This is a genomic window from Shewanella fodinae, from assembly GCF_014651955.1.
GTDB lineage: Bacteria > Pseudomonadota > Gammaproteobacteria > Enterobacterales > Shewanellaceae > Shewanella > Shewanella fodinae.
This window is the reverse complement of record NZ_BMXW01000024.1, coordinates 35,333-55,460: the sequence shown is the minus strand read 5'-3', so window position 1 is coordinate 55,460 and position 20,128 is coordinate 35,333. Positions and strand designations below refer to the sequence as shown.

Here is a 20,128-nt window from a genome sequence, read left to right as displayed (position 1 = left end):
ATTCGCAGGTATGTCCGCCATCAAGAAAGAGTCGAAAAACAAGAGCAAGCTGAGCTTGCTCTTGTATAGAAGGCCCCCTTTTAGGGGGTAATCACAAAGCCACCTTCTTCAGAAGGTGGTTTTTTACTGTCAGCCCTAAGCCACTGACCGCAGTCACCCATTACCAACGCCGTCGAAGCAAAGATTATTATCGTTCAATATTGGCAAAATTCTGCTGATAAAAAGACGTTGACTCTTGCAGAAAAAATGCGCGATTACTGCGGTACTATAAATTCTGCTACGGAAGTGGCATTTCCGCATTTTGGTGGTTGCTCCGTGTCACATAACTGGTACTGTGAGCAACTTCAAACTTGGCTAATAAAAGCTGTTGCTGTTGTAGTATCACCTAGCATACAGCTGCGATTACAAAACCGCTTCGGGAGATACCTACAGATGCGTGTAAATCAGCCCGTCAACCAAAAAGAAAAGCAGCTTTCCGAAACCAGTATTCTTCTCTCTACTACAGATCTGCAAGGCACAATTAAATATGTGAACAAGGATTTTGTAGATGTCAGTGAATTTACTGAGGACGAGTTACGTGGTCAGCCGCATAACCTTGTGCGCCACCCTGATATGCCACCTGCAGCCTTTGAAGGCCTTTGGCGTCGGGTTAAATCTGGTAAACCCTGGATGGGGATTGTCAAAAACCGGACTAAAAGCGGTGGACACTATTGGGTCAATGCCTATGTGTCGCCGGTAATGGAAAATGGCAAACTCCATGAATTTCAATCGGTACGCCACAGCGCTAGTCGAGAACAGATCGCCTCTGCCAGCAAGATCTATCAACAATTGAATCAGGGCAAAACGCCCGCTGAGTTGCGACCCGCACGTGTGGGATTTGCTCGTGGGTTACAACTGTCTGGTTTGTGCAGCGTGTTGTTAGGATTTGCCAGTGCGGGGTTGTCTCCCTGGTTAGGACTAGCGGTGGCGCTGGTGGCGTGGTTGCTGTTAAGCCAGTGGCAGTTGTCAGCGTTTTTCTCGCTGGTGAATAAATCGCGGAACATCATTGACGATCCCATGGCGCGGGCAGTGTATTGCGGTCGTCAGGATGAACTCGGGCAACTGAGCTTGGCAATGACTTATTTGGTGGCGGAAACGGGCGGCGTTATCGGACGTATGGCCGATTCTGCGCATGCCATTAGTGAAGAGAGTGTCAATTTGCAGCAGACATTGCGGGCCAATGCCGAACGCGCCGAGGGGCAGAGTGAACAGACCCGGCAAGCGGGGGCGGCAATGTCAGAAATGACCGCGAGTTTCAATGAAGTTGGCAATAATGTGCAAAATGCTACAGATGAAATGACCACCAGCATGCAGGCAACACAAACCGGTCATGACAGTTTGCAGAAGGTGATCTCAGCGATTGGCATTGTGAATCAGCGGGTACGCGAGTTTGCGGTGCTGGTAGAGTCAATTCAGAAGGATAGCGCTGCCATCAGCGAAGTGCTGGATGTGATCCATGCGATTGCCGATCAGACTAACCTGCTGGCACTGAATGCCGCTATCGAAGCGGCGCGTGCAGGCGAAGCTGGCCGTGGATTTGCGGTGGTGGCCGATGAGGTACGCCATCTGGCTAGCCGTACCAGCGAATCTACCAGCCACATTGAGAGTATTATTAAGCAGTTCCAACAAACGACCCGCAATGCCGGCAGTCAGATAAAAGCAGGCGAAACTGAAGCACAGCATTCCGTTGATCTGGCTGAAGAAGCCAACCAAGCGTTTGAAGCGCTGAAGCATTCCATTAACCGCCTGGGAGAAATGAGTGAAGCCAACGCCGCGGCCTTACAACAGCAGACGTTAGTCTCTGGCGAGATTAATCGTTCCATTGTACTGATCAGCGATCTTGCCAGTGAAAGTGCGCAGCAGACATTAGAGGCGGTGGGGCGTAGTGAACAGGTGAGTCGGTTGTCGGTCAAAACCCGTCACCTGTCAGAGCAATTCTGGCATCAGAGTGTGCGCCGTAGTTGATAAATCGACGATAATTTGTGCGAACAGTACATTCATAGAGCCCACTGGTGATTTTATTCGCCGTGGGCTCTTGTGTTTTTATGTAAAAGTCCCAATCTGTATAACTAAGTCAACGGAAAAAGGGAAAGCCTATGAAAATCCAGATTTCAGGTCACCATGTTGAAGTTACCGCCTCCGTACGTGCCCATGTGGAAGAAAAATTTTCAAAAATTATTAAACATTTCCCCGGACTTATCGGATTTGATGTGATCATTTCCAAGGAACATGGTCTACATCAGGTAGATATCCGCACCAACTATGAAGGTGTCGCGGTAGCTGCTTCCGGCACCGACGAAGTGATGTATCCGGCAATCATGGTTGCCGTTAAAAAACTGGAAACCGCACTGAAACACAGAAAAGGTCAACTCAAGGCTGATTTACATGAAAAGCCGCAGTGCACCACCCCACCGATTGCCCATGAAATTATTCAGGAAATGGATTTGTCTAAATAACACCATACTGAATACTCAGCAGAAAGGCCGCAATGCGGCCTTTCTTCGTTTGTGTTCCACCAAAGTCCAATGGGCGAAATTCGCGCAAGTCGCCAACCTGTGGTTTAAGCTGAAATATATGAAAAAAATTTGAATGCTTACACCAGATATTCAGGGGGATTCATGCCAAACACCCAACGTCGTTGGCCGGTAATTGCGGGCATCGTGAGTGGCTTATGCTTGCTGGAAGGATTGCAGTTGCTGGTCAATGGTAGCCTGTTGTGGCAGTTGCTGGGGGCGCTACTCTTATTGCCAGTACTGGCACTGGTGTATTGGTTGGTCTCCCAAGCATCAGCGACTGAAGATGCAGTGGCAGAGGATGACAACCGCCGAGAGGAATTGCAGGCACTGCATCGTATTGCCACAGATGCCAGTCGAATTGCCATCGGTGGTGCCGAAGTTTCGCATTTTGTCGATGGTCTGCAACAGAATATTCAAGGCAGCGGTGAAGCTGCCAGCCAGATAGCTGTGGCGGCAAATCAGTTATCAGCAACCACCATTTCACTCAGTGAGCATGCCGAAGCGGTGCTGCAACAGGCCGAACAATCCCGGCACTTGAGTCTCGAAGGCCGACAATATGCGGTGTCTGGGCTGGAGGCTATTCGTACCCTAAGCCAAGATGTGGACTCGGCCGCCAGCAAGGTGGATCAGTTGCAACAACAAGCGGATGCCATTGGTAAAATTACCGAGGTGATAGATGGGGTTGCGGCGCAAACTAACCTGCTAGCGCTGAATGCTGCTATTGAGGCCGCCCGCGCGGGCGAGGCGGGGCGCGGTTTTGCGGTTGTGGCGGATGAAGTGCGCACCCTGGCGGCTAAAACGGCAGATGCCACGCAAGATATTGGCCGCATGTTAAGTCAGATCCGCCAGGATACCGAGCAGACCTCACAGCTGATGGCGACCGTGGTCGGGCGTACCTCAGAAACAGTGAATGCGATCTCGGCGCTAGAACAAAGGTTCGATGGCATTGCTGGTGGTGTGCAACAATCGACCCAGGCGTTAGCTCAGATTGAGTCGGCACTGCGGGAATACCGTGATACCACCGGTGAAATCTCAGAAGCGATTGTACGGATCAGTGACTCGCTAGCAGAAACTGGACACCGCAGCGAACAGATAAGCCAGCAGGCATTTGAATTTTCCAAGACGACCGAGGGCATTTTTCTGGCGCTCCGACATTGGAACACCGGCACATTTGAACAGCAGGCGTTGGCTGAGGCACAGCAAGCGGCTGCCGCATGTGGTCAGTTGCTAGAGCTGGGATTAAAGCAGGGAAAGTTTACTGAGCAGCAACTGTTTTCCCCCCAATATCAACGTATCGGCGGGGTTGAACCCGCAAAATATGCAACTGCGTTTGACGGCTATGCTGACCAGTGCTTTCCGGCAGTGCAGGAGCCAATACTCAGTCGTCATCCGCAGATTATTTATGCCGGAGCGGTTGATCATAACGGCTATTTCCCCACACATAATCAACGTTTCAGTAAACCACTGACCGGCGACAAAGCCAAGGACACGGCAAATAACCGCACCAAGCGTTTGTTTAATGACCCTACCGGTATCCGTTGTGGTCGCCATACGGAGCCGATGTTATTACAAACCTATAAACGGGATACAGGGGAAGTGATGCACGACTTGTCCGTCCCGGTATTTGTTAATGGCCGACACTGGGGCGGATTTCGTATCGGTTTTCGTGCGGGCTAGTCAGCCAAGTAATTGTTGAGTCAACATGGCCGTCAATTGACGCAACTGCTGTTCGTGCGGATGAGTATGCGCATAGGTACGCAAACCATAAATTGCCATCATCAGAAATTGTGCCGATGCCTGGGCTCCTGGCGCAGATGGAATTTCCCCGTCAGCAATGGCGGTGGCAAATGCGGTTTCCAGCGCTTGCTGCCATTGCTGCAGATAGGCTGACACTTTAGCTGCAACATCGGCATCCTGCTCGCCAACTTCGGTTAATATCTTCACCAGCAAGCAGCTTTGAGAGACATCGCAACTGAGGCATTCTGCGACAATTTCATCCAGATAACGCTGTATTTTCTGTTTAAACGGGACATCTTCGGCAAACAGCGCCAGCAAATGACATGTGCGATCCTCGTGATATTGATCAATCGCGGCCAGCAATAGGCCTCGCTTATTTTCAAAAGCACAATAGATGGAACCGGGATGTAAGCCGGTAGCGCGAGTCAAATCCTGCATACTGGTTTTGCTGTAACCCTTGCCCATAAAAGCATACATGGCGTTACGCAATACCTGTTGGCGATCAAATTCAGCGTTTCTCATAGTTTCTCATCCAGTCAGATATCGCAAAGTGTATTCTTTTTTGAATGAATGTTCAAAAATAACTTGCGCTTGGCGGTGAGACTCTTTATCTTGAATGCCTGTTCAAGAATAACTGTCAGCGCTGAGTTAAGGTTGTGACTCTGCGGCCATTGCATTTTGAGGAAGTTTCCATGCGTGATGTTTTGTTTGAACCTTATCGTCTTAACGACACAATTACTTTGAAAAATAGAATATTGATGGCACCGCTTACCCGTTGTATGGCTGGGCCTGGCTTAGTGCCAACCGACGAAATGGCAGCTTATTATAGCCGTCGCGCTGACGCCGGATTAATCATCAGCGAGGCCACCATTATTCGTCCAGACGGACAGGGTTATCCTAATACTCCAGGATTGTTCAGTACTGAGCAGATTTTAGGTTGGCGTAAGGTCACCGATGCTGTTCACGCAAAAGGGGGACTGATCTTCGCGCAGCTATGGCATACCGGGCGAGTTGCGCACACCTTTTTCTTCGGTGGCGAGCACACGGTAGCGCCATCGGCAGTAGCGTTGAATGGTACTGTTCCGCGCATGCGTGAGCTGCAGTATGAAACCCCAAAAGCGCTGACGGTAAGTGAAATTGAACAGTTGGTTCGTGACTATGCTAAGGCTGCTGAGAATGCCATTGAAGCGGGTTTTGATGGGGTGGAGATCCATGGTGCGAATGCCTATCTGATTGACGAGTTTTTGCACCATGACAGTAACCGTCGTGATGATGATTACGGTGGTTCTCCTGAAAACATGAGCCGTTTTCCGTTGCAGGTGACAGATGCAGTTATTGCGGCCATCGGGCGTGAACGCACCGGGATACGCCTATCACCGGCGGCCTACGTGAACATGGCAACTGATGCCCGTGATCGCCAGGTATTCGACTACTTACTGCCAGCATTAGAACAGCGGCAATTGGCGTATGTGCATCTGGGGATTTTTGATGACAGTATGCAATTTGATTATCTTGGCGGCCAAGCTTCTACCTATCTACGTGAACACTATCAGCAGACGCTGGTGGGCGTAGGTGGTTACGATGCTGACAGTGCCAGCGCCGCGATTATTGCCGGTAAGTTCGATTTGATTGCCATTGGTCGGCCGTTTATCGCTAATCCTGATTATGTCGCGAGAGTACGCCAGGGTGATGCCACCAAGGCGTATTCAGATGAGATGCTGGCCACCCTGTACTGACATACATAGGTGATGGCATTATTGAGAGGTGTTGCGCGGCTGGGTTGGTTGGCCGGATAATTTCCGGCATCTGGTTGGAGTGCAACATTGCGCCATAACTCGCGAGGATCTGTTCGTAACGTCCATCATCCATGATGAGTTTCAGGCCCTGATTGAAGGCAGCGATCAGGGCCTTGCTTTTGGGATTTTGAATGCCTGCAGCGAGATATAGGCGCTTCACCGTCAACGGTGGTCCAGTAAAATGGTAATGGTCGGCGAGTTGTAATTGATAAAAACAGTAACTCGCTACGATTTCGTCTTCCAGCGTCAGATCTAGGCGTTTAGCCGCCAGCATACGCAGATTTGCCTGCAGATCTTGATGCGGTTCGCGGGTGAAGTTGTTACTGCTGGCAAACTCTCCGGTATAGCTGTAATCACGGATGACACCAATTCTTTTGCCGCTAAGTGATGCCAGATCGCGGTATTCAAACGGATCATCCGCTCGTTTAATGAAGCGCAGCCGATTTTTCAGATAGGGTTGTGAAAACAACAACGTCTGGGTCCTTGCTGGCGATTCCCAGGTTGCCAGCAATAGATCATTCTTACCATCAATCACATCCTTCATTGCTCTAGCCCAGGGCTTGATGGTGACTTGTAAGCTTACCCCTTGAGTCTGCAGTGCAGTAGTGACGATATCCAGCGCTAATCCACTATGGCCATCGGCATTAATAAAAGGCGGCCAGGCATCATTGGTGATTGACGCAATACTGGGAAGGTCGGTTTGGGCCATCGTTGGCAAGGTCAGCAGTGACAGCATCAACACAATCCCAATGGCTCTGCTATTCATCTGCGACCTCATTGATTAACTAATATTGGTATTGGCTGTACGCAGAGTGGCAAGATTGGCAGAGGCAGCCCCCAATATACTGCGCAGTGGAAACTGTCCACGTTTATCTGCCGCGCCCGCGGGCATATCACACAGGATACTCAGAGCTTCAAGAACGTGGGTAACACTCCAGATATGGAACTTCCCCTGAGCGACTGCATCCACTACGGATTTTTTCAGCATCAGGTTGTTGACATTACTGCGTGGGATGATCACACCTTGTGTATGTTTCCGTCCTTTAAGCTGACAAACATCGAAAAAACCTTCAATTTTTTCATTGACGCCGCCAATGGGCTGAGCTTCACCAAACTGATTCATCGACCCGGTGATCGCGATATCTTGGCGAATAGCAATACCGCTGATTGCTGAAAGTATGGCACAGCATTCGGCCATCGACGCGCTGTCGCCATCAACACCGGAGTAAGATTGTTCAAAGGTAAGGGAGGTGGTCAGCGGGATTGCTTGATCTTTCGCCAGCAAGCCATTGATAAATGCCGATAAAATCCAAACGCCTTTGGAATGGATTTTACCGCCAAGGCGTACTTTGTGTTCAATATCCAATACTTCGCCTTTCCCAAAACTGGTACTGGCAGTGATACGGTTGGGCATACCAAACTGGTGATCGCTGGTGGCGATAACTGATAATGCGTTGATCTGTCCAACCGCTTTACCCTTGACTTCAAGCAGGTTAGTACCCTGAGTAAAGCCCAACATCAGTTGATCGCGTAGCTTCGATACTCGCTGCTCTTGCTGCGCTAATGCCTGTTCTACATGGGTGGCACGGATGGCTCTGGCATTGGTCGATTTGGCGCAATAATGACTTTCCCGCAATAAATTAGCCACATTGGCAGAATGCAGCGACAACTGGGTTTGATCTTCCGCCTGACGAGAACTGTATTCTATGATACGGGCAATGGCGCTATGGTCACAATGCAGCAACTGATTATCATGCACGATAGAAGAGATGAAACGGGCATAAAGGCTTTCTACTTTGGCGCTACGCGGCATAGTGTCTTCAAAGTCAGCGGTGACTTTGAACAATTCGCAGAAGTCCGGATCATAGTGTTGCAGTAACTGATAGGTCTGATAGTCACCAAACAACACGATTTTCACATCCAGCGGAATGGGTTGTGGTTCCAGCGAGACCGTCCCAGATAAAGAAACTTCGCGTTCCAGCGAATTAAGATCCAGCGTCCGAGAGCGCAGTGCCCGTTTTAATCCGTCCCACACATAGGGCCGTTCCAGCACTTTTATTGCATCCATTAGCAACACGCCACCGTTGGCACGATGCAGGCTCCCTGAGCGGATCAGTGAGAAGTCGGTAAATACCGTACCGCGAAAGGTGGCATTTTCGACATAACCAAATAAACCGTGATAAGTCGGATTTTCCTCTACCACCACCGGGAAGTTTGGCTGCTCTTGAGTTACCAGCAGATTCACCTGATAACGGCGGGGCATTTTCTTTTCCAGCGAGGCATAGGCAAGTCCCAGTTGATCTTCGCTTTGCTCAAGGAAAATATCCAGATTACCCAGCATATCTTTTTGCATCGCGGTCAAAAAATTGCGGATTTCTGGTACGGCGCGGTAATCATCTTTCAACGGTTTGAAAAAATGGCTCAAAACCTCCCGGGCGACTTGTTCATCATGCTGTTGCTGCTTGGTACTGAATTCCTCTTCCCATTCAGTCAGCTGGCGGACAATGCCCCGCAGCCGTGACTCCAGATGCCGGATATTCTCTTCAAATTTATTGCGTTCTGCTTCCGGCAACGCCGCATAGCTTTCATCGGTATGCGGTTCCTCACCATTAAGCGCCATCAGTTGATAGTCACCATCGGGGCTGATGGTCAGCCGTACCTGCTTTTCCTTGGCTTCGGTAGCCAGTTCCGCTAGGGTGGCCTCTTGGCGCTGGGTCAACTGGGTCTTCAGTTTGTCGGCTCGGCGATAGTACACTTCGTTATCAAATGCTAACGGCAGGGCTTTCACCAGCCGTAATACCGTTTTTTCCACCTCTTTTTTAAACTGGGCACCGCTGCCCGCAGGCAAACGCAGCACTTGCGGGGTTCTGGGTTCATCAAAATTCGCGACATAGCACCAGTCGTTCAGCTCCTGTTCCAACTGCTGGTGGCGTTTCAGATAACGCAGCATCATAGTGCGCTTGCCCAGACCACTACGGCCGATAGCAAAAATGTTGTAGCCCTTGTCGCGGATGGACATGGCGAACTCAACTGCGCTCTGGGCGCGTTCCTGACCGATAATATCGTCCAGCGGTTCCAGTTCACGGGTTGAATTGTTGGTTCCCAGCAGGCTGAGATCTGCCGGACGGTATAGCTGTTGTGCATCGAGGGCACTAATGGCCATGAAAGCTTCCTTGTTGTTCATCATTCAGGCATGGTTTACATGACAATAAAGGGCGCTGTACGGCAAAGCAATTGCTGCTGCAGCATTAGCGCAAGTTTTGTGCTCTAGCACACTGCTTGGGCTGGATCACGATTGCCAGTGCTGCGGACCTGCAATTTGCTGCGCTTGATATTGCTCTTGTGCCTGAATGACCTGATCTATGTTTTCTTCAATCCAGTCAGCCAGTCCCACGACTTGACGGGCGATCAACACACCATTTGTTGTTAGGGCATATTCCACATGAGGCGGTACGACTGGAAAGACAGTGCGTGCTACAAAACCGTCACTCTCTAATTGCTGTAGTGTCTGCGCGAGCATTTTTTCACTGACACCGAGGATCTTGCGTTTCAATGCGCTGAAACGTTGCTGCTCGCCATTCAATAGCGCGAGTAATACCAGAACTCCCCAACGGCTGGTGACGTGTTTAAGCACTTCTCGAGAGGGGCATTTGTCAGAAAACAGATTGCCTCGTTGCATCTGTGCCGCTAATCCAGTTTCAGGGATTGGCTGTTTCATTATACTTACCTTTTTGTATGTACTTACCAAAAGTTTGTGTTGGCGCTAGTATAGCCACTAACGATGGCACGATACCAGTGACATTGACTTTATTGAGTAATTTAACAAGGAGTACGAACATGTTGGCAGTAACAGGTGCAAACGGACAACTTGGCAGATTGGTCATTGATGAACTGTTAAAAAAAGTACCTGCATCGCAGATTGTGGCGGCGGTACGTAATCCAGATAAAGCACAAGCACTAGCGGCAAAAGGTATACAAGTACGGCGGGCTGATTACGACCAGCCAAGCACGCTTGTCAGTGCTTTTGCGAATGTTGATAAATTGCTGTTGATCTCTTCCAGTGAAGTGGGGAAAAGAACCGAGCAGCACAAAGCGGTGATTGATGCGGCAAAAGCCGCTGGTGTTAGTTTGCTGGCCTATACCAGCTTGTTGCATGCCGACACATCACCTCTAATGTTAGCCACAGAACATGTTGCTACCGAAACCTATATCAAACAGAGCGGTATTCCAGCGGTCATTTTGCGCAATGGTTGGTACAGTGAAAACTATACCGGCAGTGTGGCTGCTGCCATTAACCATGGTGCGGTATTTGGTTGTGCAAGGGCGGGCAAATTGGCGACTGCCAGCCGTGCGGATTATGCCGCTGCGGCTGCGATTGCTTTAACGCAACCTGATCAAGCTGGCAAAGTGTATGAGCTGGCAGGGGACGATGCCTTTACCTTGTCGCAATTTGCTTCATACATCAGTGCTGCCAGCGGCAAAAAGGTCGAATATAACAATTTATCACAGGCTGAATATACCAAATTACTGGAACAAGTCGGTTTACCAGCAGCAGTTGCTGCAATGTTGGGTGACTCTGAAGCGGGGGCGGCAGAAGGCGCTTTGTTCGATGACAGTAAACAGTTGTCGATGCTGATTGGCCGTGCAACCACACCTATTGAACAGAGTATTAAACGCGTACTCTGATATATAGCTACATTAGATATTTGAAAATTAGGATTTGCCTAAATGGCAAATCCTACGCGAACATATATGAGATTTGCCACTTGTATCTGCGTCGCCTAATATTTCTTAGGCAATCTTACCAGAGACACTATTTAACAATGTAATAGATTGTTTATGTTAAATTTTACCATGCTGCCAGTGATGCAGTAAGCGCACCTGCTCAAGTAACAGTTTTCTATTGTCATCAGAAAGTTCGTGGAACAGCCTCAACAGTATTTGCGTTTCGGGTGCCGCAATTACGTCATTATGGTTTGAATAACCATCTGCATCAGTAACGTTCTGTACAATCCCTTTCTCACAGGCAGCGTAAAGGTTGGACGGCGTTGTACCCAGCGCATCTGCCAATTTAATCAGTAACTTCTGTGAAGGTTGGCGTAAGCCATTTTCAATGCGAGAGACGTTGCTGGTCGCTATGTCAGCATCCAGAGCGAGCTGTTCTTGTGTCAGTTTGCGTTTGATACGCAAAACCCTAATAGCGTTTCCTATATGCATGATTCGATTATCCATGGCGTATTGCCAAATAGGCAAAACCGTATAGGCAAATTGCTTGACACAATGTTCCTTATAGGCAATATTCTGGAATTGATTTGATGACACAATGATAAATGTAGACCACAGCGCTGATAACAGACGATATCCGCTGCAGCCTGGGGCTGGTTGTCAGGTGCCTTGATTAACATCAGGAAAAGGAAGTCAATGTGCTGGGTAATAGTAGTACTCTCCGGCGGGAATACGAATTGCTGGAACAACTTACTGATAGCATAGTGGTGGTGAATGCTGTCGGTAATATTCTTTTAGTTAATAAACCAGCGTTGAAGCGCTGGCGTTATCAGTCTGAACAGTTGCTCGGTGAATCCATTTTCCAATTGCTGGACGAGTCTGAAAGCCGCATATCTCTACCGTTAAGTCAGGTGGTCGGCAAGATTGTTGATGTGAAACTGCGACAGGGCAATGGCGAATATCGCAAAGTTGTTATGTCGGTCTCCAAACTGCAATGCGAGCAACAGACGCTCTACTTGCTCATCGTCAAATACAGTTATCCGTTAGCACTTCCCAGAAGCACCGTGTCACCGCAGTATTGTAAGTTACTCTCGTTTAGACCCGCTAATGCCAACTCTCAGGAACAAACAGGAGCTGTAACCAGCCATCTGTCACTGGCTGACGACTTACGCGAGGCCATTGCACAACAACAGTTACAGCTTTACTTTCAGCCGCAAATTGACATTGATGCGGGCAGTGTCTGTGGTGTAGAGGCTCTCTGCCGCTGGTTTCACTGCGAATATGGCATGATCCCGCCGGACAAATTCATCACGCTGGCAGAATCGGTGGGAATCATCACTGACCTTGATCTCTGGGTGCTAAGAGCATCCTGTCAGCAACTGTTGCAGTGGCGTTCTAAGGGATTATCTATCCCGGCTATTTCTGTCAACTTGTCATCAGTGAATTTACGCTATCCGGCGTTACCTGAATTGATCTCCCAAGTGTTGCAGGAAAGTCAGTTGACCACCGATGACGTGATCATTGAGATCACTGAAAGTGGATTTGTCGAGCACGAACCGATTGTGCAGGACGTTATTAATAAATTGCACGCTAACGGCATTCAACTGTCTGTCGATGATTTCGGCATCGGTTACTCCAATCTGAGCCGCTTGCAGACACTGCCTGTGAGCCAGTTGAAGCTAGATCGGAGCCTGATAGAGCATATTGAGACCAGTGGCATTGCTCGGTCAATTAGTGAGGCGGCACTGCAGATTGGCAAGAGCATGAAGCTACAAGTGGTCGCAGAAGGGGTTGAATCAGAAAAACAATATCAGATCTTGAAGGCGTTGGGCTTTCATGTTGCGCAGGGCTATCTGTTTTCCGCCCCGCTGAATGTTTCCCAGTTCGAGCTCTGGGTCCTTTCCCATTAAGAATACGGAGTTGTGAGATGTCGATGATTCGCGCGGTCGGGATTGCTAAACGTTCATTTTTCTCTTTTGGTTTGCTGGGTGCCGTGACATTGCTGCTGGGGTTGTTTGCGGTAATGCAACTGAGCATCTTGAAAGACGATATTGATGTCATCAGCCAGCAATGGTTACCTGCAGTGGCCAAGACGGGCGAGATGCAGCGGGATTTTCTCAGCTTACGGATAAGTGCCAGCGATATTTTTAATCGCAATGATAACGACAGTATCGCGAGAATATCGGCCGATATAAGCCAGTGGTCTGAAAAACTACGTGCTGCGGAACAGCAGTTGCAACACTTTATGGTGACCGACGACGCCAAGCGACTATTTACATCAGTTATTGAGTTAAGAGAGAACTATATTGCTGCTGTACATCAGATAGTTACGCTGATACAACAGGGGAGCGTAGACGATGCGATTCAGTTGCGCAGCCAAGATGTTCAGCCGATTTCAGCGCGTCTGGTTACGGCATTGAATGAGCTGTCAGCGCATCAGATAGCGCAGGCGTCCGCCGCTTCATCACAGGCACTCAATGTGTTCGCTAAAGCTCGAACCGCTTTAGTCGTCGGGGCTGGGGTGGCACTGGCGATTGTATTGGTACTGGCGTGGTTGTTCAGCCGCAGCCTGATCACGCCTTTGCGCGAAGCGGTTGACGTTGCGCGGACCATCTCTTCGGGAAATCTAACGCTGGAATTTAGCGACGATGGTCATGATGAAGCCGCGGACATGATTGCCGCACTCAAACAAATGCAGCATAAGTTGCGCGATGCCATGCACACCATAGGCGATTCTTCCAGCCAATTGGCCACGACTTCTGAAGAACTAAGTGTGGTGACAGGCCAGTCGACACAAATCACTACCGAACAGAGTGACCAGTTGCAGCAGGCGGCATCGGCGGTAAATGAACTAACCGTTGCCATTGATGATGTTGCCAGAAGCGCTGCCACAACCTCTGACAATTCCAATCTCGTCAATGAAAAAACCGCCCAAGGGCAGCACAAAGTCAACCTGACCATTCAGACAATAGAGGCTTTAGTTGAGGGCATCAAACAATCTTCCACCGGGATCAGCCAGTTGGCGCAGCGGGTGAAGGATATTGGTTCGGTGATGGATGTTATTCGCGGTGTGGCAGAACAAACCAATTTACTGGCGCTGAATGCGGCTATTGAGGCGGCACGAGCCGGAGAACAGGGGCGGGGTTTTGCGGTGGTAGCCGATGAAGTGCGGGCGCTGGCCTATCGGACACAGGAGTCTACCTCCGAAATTGAGACCATGATTAAGTCCGTTGAAACCGAAACCGCCAATGCCGTAAATAATATGTCACAGAGTAACCTTCGTGCGGTGGAAACACTGACGGTTGCCAACGAAGCTGGGCAGGCGCTGACAGAGATTGCTTCGCTGATCAACGATATCAGTCAGCAGAACTTGACGATTGCGGCAGCAGCAGAAGAGCAGGCCACGGTTGCCCGGACCGTAGATAGTAGTCTGGTGTCTATCCGGGATCTGTCGGTGCAGACGGCGGCCGGTTCACAACAAACAAGTGCCTCAAGTGCTGAACTTGCTAGGCTGGCAGAAAAGTTAAATGAGTTGATATCGCACTTCAAATATTAGATGTCGGTATCACTTGACCACACTGCGCTTAAAGCGGTCGCAGAGAGCACCAGGTAGCTTGCTGAAAGTAAACAAATCAGTAATATTGCCTCGGTGTTTCCTTGAATCTCTTTATGTCAAAGGTGTGATAATTATGTCTAAACTCGAAATTGCTCTCGAGCAGCTGTTGTTCCGTTCGCGCTGGTTACTGGCGCCGTTCTTTTTCGGGTTGATGCTGGCGGTACTAGCGTTGCTGGTGAAGTTTGTTAAAGAGCTGTTTCATCTGCTAGCGGGGATCCTCAGTGGCACGCCGGAAGAGTCAATCGTTAGTATTCTGACCTTGGTGGATAGTGCCTTGTTGGCGAGCCTGTTATTGATTATTGCCTTCAGCGGTTACGAGAACTTCGTGTCAAAAATGTCGGTCGATGATCACGAAGATCGTCCGGCATGGATGGGCAAAGTTGGTTTTGCTGATCTCAAATTGAAACTGATTGGTGCCATTGTAGCTATTTCGGCGGTTGAATTGCTCAAGGCCTTTGTGGCTGCTGGCGAACTCAGCAGCGATGTATTGGGCTGGAAGGTCGGCATTCATCTGACATTTGTGGTTTCCGGCGTGTTATTTGCCGTCACAGATGCTATCGCCGACCGCGAGAAAAAACACTGACGGTCAGCGAGCATTTAGCGACTTAAATGTTCTTGTTATAACTGATCATCAGGCACTACCCGCAGCGGCAACAGGTCGCTGTCGGTGGTGATGATCAGCGAATCATCGACCCGCACACAACTGCCACCGTAACTCCCCGCTACCGCAAAGGTGCAAACTTGCACTCGGTAGCCGTCAATTTTCGGCAGCCGCCATAACTCCTGATAAACCTGTTGCTGGTGGGCAAAGCGGCCTTCAGTCTGTCCCAGCTGTTGCTCATGTTTGTCCACCAGACTGATGTTGTCGCCACAGCGCCCGGCAATCGGTTTAATCACATAACCATGCTGCTTAAGCTCGTCTGTTAGTTCAAAGGCGCAGTCCAGCAGATAACGATGTTGCGGGAACAAACTCCATAGCACTGGCAGAATCGCCTTATTACTGGGGATCAATGTCCACAATGGTTCAAAAACCTGTACTGTGGGGCGCAACAACACATCGACCAGTCGTACCGGGGTGTTGGGCGCTCCGGTCTGGATCGGCGGCGCGCGGTCATCGTCTTCACATTCGGCGCGAATTTGCTCCAGTGCCGTTTCCCAAGCCCAAGTTTTCCAGACGCAGTTGATGGTTTCACCGGCTTCGTCGACCACTTCTCCGGCATCATTCCAATGCAGTCGCTGCAATCCCCGTACAATCTTGCTGCTGATCCCGGCTTTAGTCATCGCCCGCTGCATAAACAGTGCGTGATAGTTTTCTTCTTTATCGTCATCCTGAAGAATGTGCACCATGCCGCTGGCATCGCTGTGGCGCCAGGCTTCAACTAAGGTTGATAGCAGTCCTTCGGCGGCATCTTCGCCGTCCACAGCGCCAGCCTGTTTGGCCCATAATCCTTGGATCAGCCCCGCCTCTGTATGGCAGGAGGCGGAGTCCGCATTGTATTCGTAGACCTTAAGCCCTTTGTGGGACAGGCAGAAGTCAAACCGACCATTGATCATCTGGTGGCGCCGAGTTTGCCAAGAGCGCTTTAAGCGTGGCCACAACACTTTAGGAATGTTGAAGTTTGTCAGTAGTTCGTCATCGCGCAGTACCTGCTCCGTGGCATGCAGATACATCAAGTGTAGCTCGTTGGTAGCGCGGATAAGCTCTCGTTCCGCGGTTTCCGACATGCGGAAATAGCGAAATTGCTCTGTGGCTTTGTCGGTGAGGAAATGTCCCCCCATGGCATGCACAAACGCCAGTTGCAGGGGGTCTTGTTGATCCAGCCAAGGGGTATTGAATTGTCCTCTATCAGCGACTTTGCGGCTGTTTAAGTCGAACAGCTTGGGGTCGGTCCGATGTGCAGGTTCGGCATAAGTCGTGTCATCGGTCTGGATCATCCAGCCAAGAATACGGGTGTCACAAAAACCTTCGACGATGCGATAGCCATTATTATCTGTGCGTTCGAGCTGTAACTCGCGACACCATTGCTGTCCGGGGGGTAATTTGCAATGCTCCAGATTCTGCTCGGCAACCCGTACGCGGTCCGGTAGCACTTCAGTAATCACCGCAACATGGCCGGTAACATCGAATTCTCCACCAGCCGCCCAGATCAATAGCGCACCAGCTTCTGGCATTTTCTGGCTGCCGTTAGCAAAAGCCTGCAGTGGTAGCAGTCCGTCATCTTCGACCCGGCGCAGGTGTCTTAAGGCATAAATATCGTAGGCCATAGGCACATCGGTAAATACCAGCCCACGGTTGAGGTACAACCAACGCCTAGCAAATTCCACACATTGCCATTTGTGTCCCATGTATTCGTTACCGATATAACTACGGTAGGCGCTATGATCACGAAACTGCACCGGATCGGCGCTGTGGTAGTCACTGGAGTATATGGCAACGCCTCCGGGCGCGTGTCCGAGCACTGTTCCGAACGGTTCCGGCGGAAACTGTAACTTATGCAAACCTGTATTCCTTTGGCTTGAATGTCTTTGGCCGCAGCATAGCGCTGTTACAATAGCGGGGGAATAGCTGGAGATAAATGTTTGTGCGGTGCTGACGGCACAACCGTCAGACGCGAAAATCGGGATATGCCTGTTGATCCTGCAGACCAAAGAAGCGGGTCATAAAGCGGCGTTGGGTGGCCAGCAGTTTGCCTGCACGCTCATTCATCATGTGGCAGGTTTGAGTTTTCAGATTTAATTCTTGTATTAACTCCCCCACTTTTTCGCGAGTGGGGGAAGGTAACTTTTCCTGAAGTAACGTTAACCCCGCTCGATTTGCTGGCAAACCTAACTGCTGTAGAAACTGCTCACGTTCGAGATTTGACTGACGCAAATCCTGAATAAGTGTAATGATCTGCTGGTTGAGCCAGTTCAGTTCTTCGGCACGCCGGCTGCTAAGTAATTCATATTGGTTATCCATATGGCCGATAAGCCGATTCAGCTGTGCCACATCTTGTCCCATGCTGTCAAAAAACGCTTTGAGATTGTTGATGGTCATAGCCGATGCATATCCATGATGGCGTTGACTAAAGCCTCTTCATCCAGTGGCAGTTCACCATTTTCAATGGCATTGCGCATCGCCATTACTTTGTCCATATCCACTTCATCCCGTTCTGACAAGCCAGCATAAACATCGCTCGCAGAACGACTCAGGGCGCTTAACTGCGCAGTATTAGCATTGTTTCTGGACACCTCACCACTACCCGGCTGTGATCCTTTACCTGTGTTAGGGGTATCTGCTTTCAGGTTGTCCAGCGGGATAATGCCCTGATTGCTTATCTTCATAAGGTTAATCTCCTGGGGGTCTATGAGTAACAGGCGACCATATTTATCACAAACTTAAATTATTTTGCTGTGAAGTCGATTTCCACTAAACCACTGCCCTCTGCTACCCCTTGTAGCACTTTACCGGAGCTGTTGTTCTGTACTTTTAGGCGCTCACCTTTGCGGGCATCCTCTAGCGCTGTGCCTTTGGTGACAGCGGCAAAGCCGTTAATTGTGATGCGCATGGTCACCAGATCGCCACGACTGATAACATACGGATTTTCCAGTAAGAATGGTGATACCACTGCGCCGCGGTTGAGTCGGCGTTTGGTGACTTGGCCGATAGCATCGTTGAGGTGAAACAGCGGTGTTCTGCTTAAGCTTCCCAGCTCCTGTAGCTGTAGCTTCAATACCGATTGACTTAGCTGCGTATCCTTTGCCACCGGGGCGGCGGCCACCACCACCTTAGCCCAATATTTCACTTCTGCTGTAGCTCTTCCGGTCCAAGTGACCGGGGCCAGACATTCTATGCGATAACTCAAACGCCCCAGCGGCGGTTCGGTTGCTTGTGGTCGCTCAAAACGCCATTGACTGCAGGATTGTTGTTCTGCACCACCGGAAAAATGCAGCTCAATCTGTTGCTTCTGACTGCGGATCCCTAGCCGCTGGCCATATTGTGTAAGCTCTTTTTCTACATGTTGTTGTAATGCGGCAGCAAGCGCTGAAGTCGCCTGCGCAGGTGGCACTAGCAGTAGCGGAAACAGTAGCCAGTATCGCTTCCGTAGCGGAAAAAATGTTTCCTTATGATACTGATTTCTTCCAAATTTAAATTTTATCATGTTGATATTTAAAGGTTTTAATTTATGGCATAAAGCTTGTTTTATAGAAGGCAAGATTCATACCTGAACAGGGTTCAACACAGTGGGACCATTTGATAACGCATTCGGTGTACATCCCTACTCAATGCAACTGCGTTTAGAGCGAGCCGAAATTATTGCAGGCAATCTCGCCAATGTAGATACCCCGGGCTTCAAAGCCAGGGATATTGATTACAACAGTGTGATGCAGGATGTGCAACAGCAGGTACAAATGACCTCAGATGCGCGACTGAATATGAACGAACATCCGCTCATGTATCGCATTCCCTATCAGCCATCAGCGGATGGCAACAGTGTTGAGTTAAACGTTGAGCAGGCCAATTTTGCCAAAAACACCATGGATTTTCAGACCAGCCTGACGTTTCTCAATATGAAGATTAACGGGCTGTACAGTGCCATTAAAGGAAAATAGTCATGTCTTTCAACCATATCTATGACATCAGTGGCAGTGCCATGAATGCACAGGTAATGCGCCTGGATACTATCGCCTCTAACTTAGCGAACGCTGACACTGCCGCACCTAGTGCCGATACCGCCTATCATGCTCTGAAACCAGTGTTTTCGGCACTTTATCAGGCAGGGAATGGTGAGGATAACAGCAGTGTTGCTGCCAGTGTGCGTATGTTGGGGGTCGTTTCGTCAGACCGACCAGTTGAACAACGTTATGAACCGAATAATCCACTGGCGGATCAGGATGGCTATGTTTTTTACTCCAATGTGAATTCTTTGGAAGAAATGGCTGACATGATGTCGGCGTCCCGTAGTTACCAGACTTCTGTGGAAGTCATGGGCAAGGTCACCAGTATGCAGCAAAGCATTTTAAAACTGGGCCAGTGAGCAGGAGCTGAAAATGAGTGTTGATAGTGTAACCGGGGCCGCATCTTCCTCTGCGACTAGCAATAGCAATCCAATGATTGCCAGTAATGGCGAAGATCTATCCAACATGTTCCTCAATTTGTTGGTCGCACAGATAAGTCATCAGAATCCGCTGAATCCACAAGATGGCACCCAGTTTGTTAGCCAGTTGGCACAGTTCAGCAGTTTAGAGTCGTTGCAAAGCATCAAACAGAACACGGCGGCCAATCAAACATCGCTGAATAGTCTGCAAGTGTTGGAAGCAACCAAATTGGTAGGTACGGATGTAAACGTTCAGACCAATACTCAGGTGCTCGAACAACCTGGAAATATTAAAGGACAGGTGAATTTGTCCGCGGCGGTAGATTCGGTCACCGCGCAACTCTATAACGCTGATGGTGAACTTATCGAACAACAGCAGTTGCCATACAGCGGCGAGGGAACCCTCAACTTCCAATTTGAGGATCAGGATGCAGGTGTCTATACCGTCAAGGTTTATGCAGAGTCCAATGGCCTGACCGCTAACCTACAACCCTGGCTGAGTGGGCAGGTTGAGCGCGTATCAGTCGGTAATTCTGCGGCAGATATTTTGTTGCAAGTAAATGGTTTGGGTAATTTTAATTTGTCTGATATCAATCAGTTAGTCACTCAGAGCTAACCACT

At 49.6% G+C, this 20,128-nt stretch carries 20 protein-coding genes; 11 read left to right on the top strand and 9 right to left on the bottom strand.

Features of this window, described 5'->3' with window-relative positions:
• Positions 1–432 precede the first annotated feature (432 nt).
• From IE064_RS16400 to IE064_RS16390, 3 genes are all read left to right on the top strand, one after another.
• Positions 433–2,004 carry a methyl-accepting chemotaxis protein gene (locus IE064_RS16400; protein WP_189618785.1) on the top strand — a complete coding sequence of 524 codons (1,572 nt, stop codon included), beginning with the start codon at positions 433–435 and terminating at the stop codon, positions 2,002–2,004.
• A gap of 131 nt (positions 2,005–2,135) precedes the next feature.
• The gene (gene hpf / locus IE064_RS16395; protein WP_189618784.1) at positions 2,136–2,495 is read left to right on the top strand and encodes a ribosome hibernation-promoting factor, HPF/YfiA family; all 360 of its coding nucleotides are present in this window, start codon (positions 2,136–2,138) and stop codon (positions 2,493–2,495) included.
• 162 nt (positions 2,496–2,657) lie between these two features.
• Complete coding sequence (locus IE064_RS16390) at positions 2,658–4,232, top strand: methyl-accepting chemotaxis protein (RefSeq protein WP_189618783.1); 1,575 nt, start codon at positions 2,658–2,660, stop codon at positions 4,230–4,232.
• Here the strand turns inward: IE064_RS16390 and IE064_RS16385 are convergent, their stop codons facing one another.
• Entirely contained in the window at positions 4,233–4,814 is a 582-nt protein-coding gene (locus tag IE064_RS16385; RefSeq protein ID WP_189618782.1) for a TetR/AcrR family transcriptional regulator, read from the bottom strand.
• A gap of 170 nt (positions 4,815–4,984) precedes the next feature.
• Here IE064_RS16385 and IE064_RS16380 point away from each other — a divergent pair, with 170 nt between their 5' ends.
• Entirely contained in the window at positions 4,985–6,028 is a 1,044-nt protein-coding gene (locus IE064_RS16380; RefSeq protein WP_189618781.1) for an alkene reductase, read from the top strand.
• Here IE064_RS16380 and IE064_RS16375 read toward each other — a convergent pair.
• The 3 genes from IE064_RS16375 to IE064_RS16365 all read right to left on the bottom strand — a co-directional run bounded on the left by IE064_RS16375 (position 5,946) and on the right by IE064_RS16365 (position 9,806).
• Positions 5,946–6,854, bottom strand: a complete 909-nt coding sequence (locus IE064_RS16375) for a substrate-binding periplasmic protein (RefSeq protein WP_189618780.1) — start codon at positions 6,852–6,854, stop codon at positions 5,946–5,948. The two genes, IE064_RS16380 and IE064_RS16375, sit on opposite strands and share 83 nt — an antisense overlap.
• 15 nt (positions 6,855–6,869) lie before the next feature.
• Positions 6,870–9,251, bottom strand: a complete 2,382-nt coding sequence (locus IE064_RS16370) for a Lon protease family protein (RefSeq protein ID WP_189618779.1) — start codon at positions 9,249–9,251, stop codon at positions 6,870–6,872.
• Positions 9,252–9,377: 126 nt separating this feature from the next.
• Positions 9,378–9,806, bottom strand: coding sequence for a winged helix-turn-helix transcriptional regulator (locus IE064_RS16365; protein WP_189618778.1), 429 nt, complete (start codon positions 9,804–9,806; stop codon positions 9,378–9,380).
• A 119-nt stretch (positions 9,807–9,925) separates the two neighbouring features.
• Between IE064_RS16365 and IE064_RS16360 the strand changes: the two genes are divergently transcribed.
• A complete protein-coding gene (locus IE064_RS16360) occupies positions 9,926–10,774 on the top strand; it encodes an SDR family oxidoreductase (RefSeq protein ID WP_189618777.1) in 849 nt (282 codons plus the stop codon).
• A 156-nt stretch (positions 10,775–10,930) separates the two neighbouring features.
• On the opposite strand, the gene IE064_RS16355 is transcribed toward IE064_RS16360, so the two are convergent.
• Positions 10,931–11,320: a helix-turn-helix domain-containing protein gene (locus tag IE064_RS16355; RefSeq protein ID WP_229800113.1), complete on the bottom strand. Its 390-nt coding sequence runs from the start codon at positions 11,318–11,320 to the stop codon at positions 10,931–10,933.
• Between the two features lie 191 nt (positions 11,321–11,511).
• Here IE064_RS16355 and IE064_RS16350 point away from each other — a divergent pair, with 191 nt between their 5' ends.
• The 3 genes from IE064_RS16350 to IE064_RS16340 all read left to right on the top strand — a co-directional run bounded on the left by IE064_RS16350 (position 11,512) and on the right by IE064_RS16340 (position 15,012).
• The gene (locus IE064_RS16350; protein ID WP_189618776.1) at positions 11,512–12,723 is read left to right on the top strand and encodes a sensor domain-containing protein; all 1,212 of its coding nucleotides are present in this window, start codon (positions 11,512–11,514) and stop codon (positions 12,721–12,723) included.
• 17 nt (positions 12,724–12,740) lie between these two features.
• Positions 12,741–14,369 carry a methyl-accepting chemotaxis protein gene (locus IE064_RS16345; RefSeq protein WP_189618775.1) on the top strand — a complete coding sequence of 543 codons (1,629 nt, stop codon included), beginning with the start codon at positions 12,741–12,743 and terminating at the stop codon, positions 14,367–14,369.
• Positions 14,370–14,502: 133 nt separating this feature from the next.
• Positions 14,503–15,012, top strand: a complete 510-nt coding sequence (locus IE064_RS16340) for a TIGR00645 family protein (RefSeq protein WP_189618774.1) — start codon at positions 14,503–14,505, stop codon at positions 15,010–15,012.
• Between the two features lie 35 nt (positions 15,013–15,047).
• Here IE064_RS16340 and gss read toward each other — a convergent pair whose 3' ends face one another.
• The 4 genes from gss to flgA all read right to left on the bottom strand — a co-directional run bounded on the left by gss (position 15,048) and on the right by flgA (position 18,478).
• The gene (gss, locus tag IE064_RS16335) at positions 15,048–16,928 is read right to left on the bottom strand and encodes a bifunctional glutathionylspermidine amidase/synthase (RefSeq protein ID WP_189618773.1); all 1,881 of its coding nucleotides are present in this window, start codon (positions 16,926–16,928) and stop codon (positions 15,048–15,050) included.
• A gap of 106 nt (positions 16,929–17,034) precedes the next feature.
• Entirely contained in the window at positions 17,035–17,466 is a 432-nt protein-coding gene (gene flgN, locus IE064_RS16330) for a flagellar export chaperone FlgN (protein WP_189618772.1), read from the bottom strand.
• The gene (gene flgM / locus IE064_RS16325; RefSeq protein ID WP_189618771.1) at positions 17,463–17,753 is read right to left on the bottom strand and encodes a flagellar biosynthesis anti-sigma factor FlgM; all 291 of its coding nucleotides are present in this window, start codon (positions 17,751–17,753) and stop codon (positions 17,463–17,465) included. The genes flgN and flgM overlap by 4 nt, the downstream gene beginning before the upstream one ends.
• Positions 17,754–17,812: 59 nt before the next feature.
• Positions 17,813–18,478 (bottom strand): flagellar basal body P-ring formation chaperone FlgA, encoded by a 666-nt coding sequence (gene flgA, locus IE064_RS16320; protein WP_189618770.1) that lies wholly within the window; start codon positions 18,476–18,478, stop codon positions 17,813–17,815.
• Between the two features lie 175 nt (positions 18,479–18,653).
• On the opposite strand from flgA, the gene flgB reads away from it, so the two are divergent.
• From flgB to IE064_RS16305, 3 genes are read left to right on the top strand one after another with little or no spacing between them, the layout of a single operon-like run.
• Positions 18,654–19,022 (top strand): flagellar basal body rod protein FlgB, encoded by a 369-nt coding sequence (flgB, locus tag IE064_RS16315; RefSeq protein ID WP_189618769.1) that lies wholly within the window; start codon positions 18,654–18,656, stop codon positions 19,020–19,022.
• A gap of 2 nt (positions 19,023–19,024) precedes the next feature.
• Complete coding sequence (flgC, locus tag IE064_RS16310) at positions 19,025–19,447, top strand: flagellar basal body rod protein FlgC (RefSeq protein ID WP_189618768.1); 423 nt, start codon at positions 19,025–19,027, stop codon at positions 19,445–19,447.
• A gap of 13 nt (positions 19,448–19,460) precedes the next feature.
• The gene (locus IE064_RS16305) at positions 19,461–20,123 is read left to right on the top strand and encodes a flagellar hook assembly protein FlgD (protein ID WP_189618767.1); all 663 of its coding nucleotides are present in this window, start codon (positions 19,461–19,463) and stop codon (positions 20,121–20,123) included.
• Positions 20,124–20,128: the final 5 nt, after the last annotated feature.

What these genes read in the sequence shown, in the direction of transcription:
- IE064_RS16400 (WP_189618785.1), top strand. Translation starts at nt 433, where the DNA reads ATGCGTGTAAATCAGCCCGTCAACCAAAAAGAAAAGCAGCTTTCCGAA.
- hpf (WP_189618784.1), top strand. Translation starts at nt 2,136, where the DNA reads ATGAAAATCCAGATTTCAGGTCACCATGTTGAAGTTACCGCCTCCGTA.
- IE064_RS16390 (WP_189618783.1), top strand. Translation starts at nt 2,658, where the DNA reads ATGCCAAACACCCAACGTCGTTGGCCGGTAATTGCGGGCATCGTGAGT.
- IE064_RS16385 (WP_189618782.1), bottom strand. Translation starts at nt 4,814, where the DNA reads ATGAGAAACGCTGAATTTGATCGCCAACAGGTATTGCGTAACGCCATG.
- IE064_RS16380 (WP_189618781.1), top strand. Translation starts at nt 4,985, where the DNA reads ATGCGTGATGTTTTGTTTGAACCTTATCGTCTTAACGACACAATTACT.
- IE064_RS16375 (WP_189618780.1), bottom strand. Translation starts at nt 6,854, where the DNA reads ATGAATAGCAGAGCCATTGGGATTGTGTTGATGCTGTCACTGCTGACC.
- IE064_RS16370 (WP_189618779.1), bottom strand. Translation starts at nt 9,251, where the DNA reads ATGGCCATTAGTGCCCTCGATGCACAACAGCTATACCGTCCGGCAGAT.
- IE064_RS16365 (WP_189618778.1), bottom strand. Translation starts at nt 9,806, where the DNA reads ATGAAACAGCCAATCCCTGAAACTGGATTAGCGGCACAGATGCAACGA.
- IE064_RS16360 (WP_189618777.1), top strand. Translation starts at nt 9,926, where the DNA reads ATGTTGGCAGTAACAGGTGCAAACGGACAACTTGGCAGATTGGTCATT.
- IE064_RS16355 (WP_229800113.1), bottom strand. Translation starts at nt 11,320, where the DNA reads ATGGATAATCGAATCATGCATATAGGAAACGCTATTAGGGTTTTGCGT.
- IE064_RS16345 (WP_189618775.1), top strand. Translation starts at nt 12,741, where the DNA reads ATGTCGATGATTCGCGCGGTCGGGATTGCTAAACGTTCATTTTTCTCT.
- IE064_RS16340 (WP_189618774.1), top strand. Translation starts at nt 14,503, where the DNA reads ATGTCTAAACTCGAAATTGCTCTCGAGCAGCTGTTGTTCCGTTCGCGC.
- flgN (WP_189618772.1), bottom strand. Translation starts at nt 17,466, where the DNA reads ATGACCATCAACAATCTCAAAGCGTTTTTTGACAGCATGGGACAAGAT.
- flgM (WP_189618771.1), bottom strand. Translation starts at nt 17,753, where the DNA reads ATGAAGATAAGCAATCAGGGCATTATCCCGCTGGACAACCTGAAAGCA.
- flgC (WP_189618768.1), top strand. Translation starts at nt 19,025, where the DNA reads ATGTCTTTCAACCATATCTATGACATCAGTGGCAGTGCCATGAATGCA.
- IE064_RS16305 (WP_189618767.1), top strand. Translation starts at nt 19,461, where the DNA reads ATGAGTGTTGATAGTGTAACCGGGGCCGCATCTTCCTCTGCGACTAGC.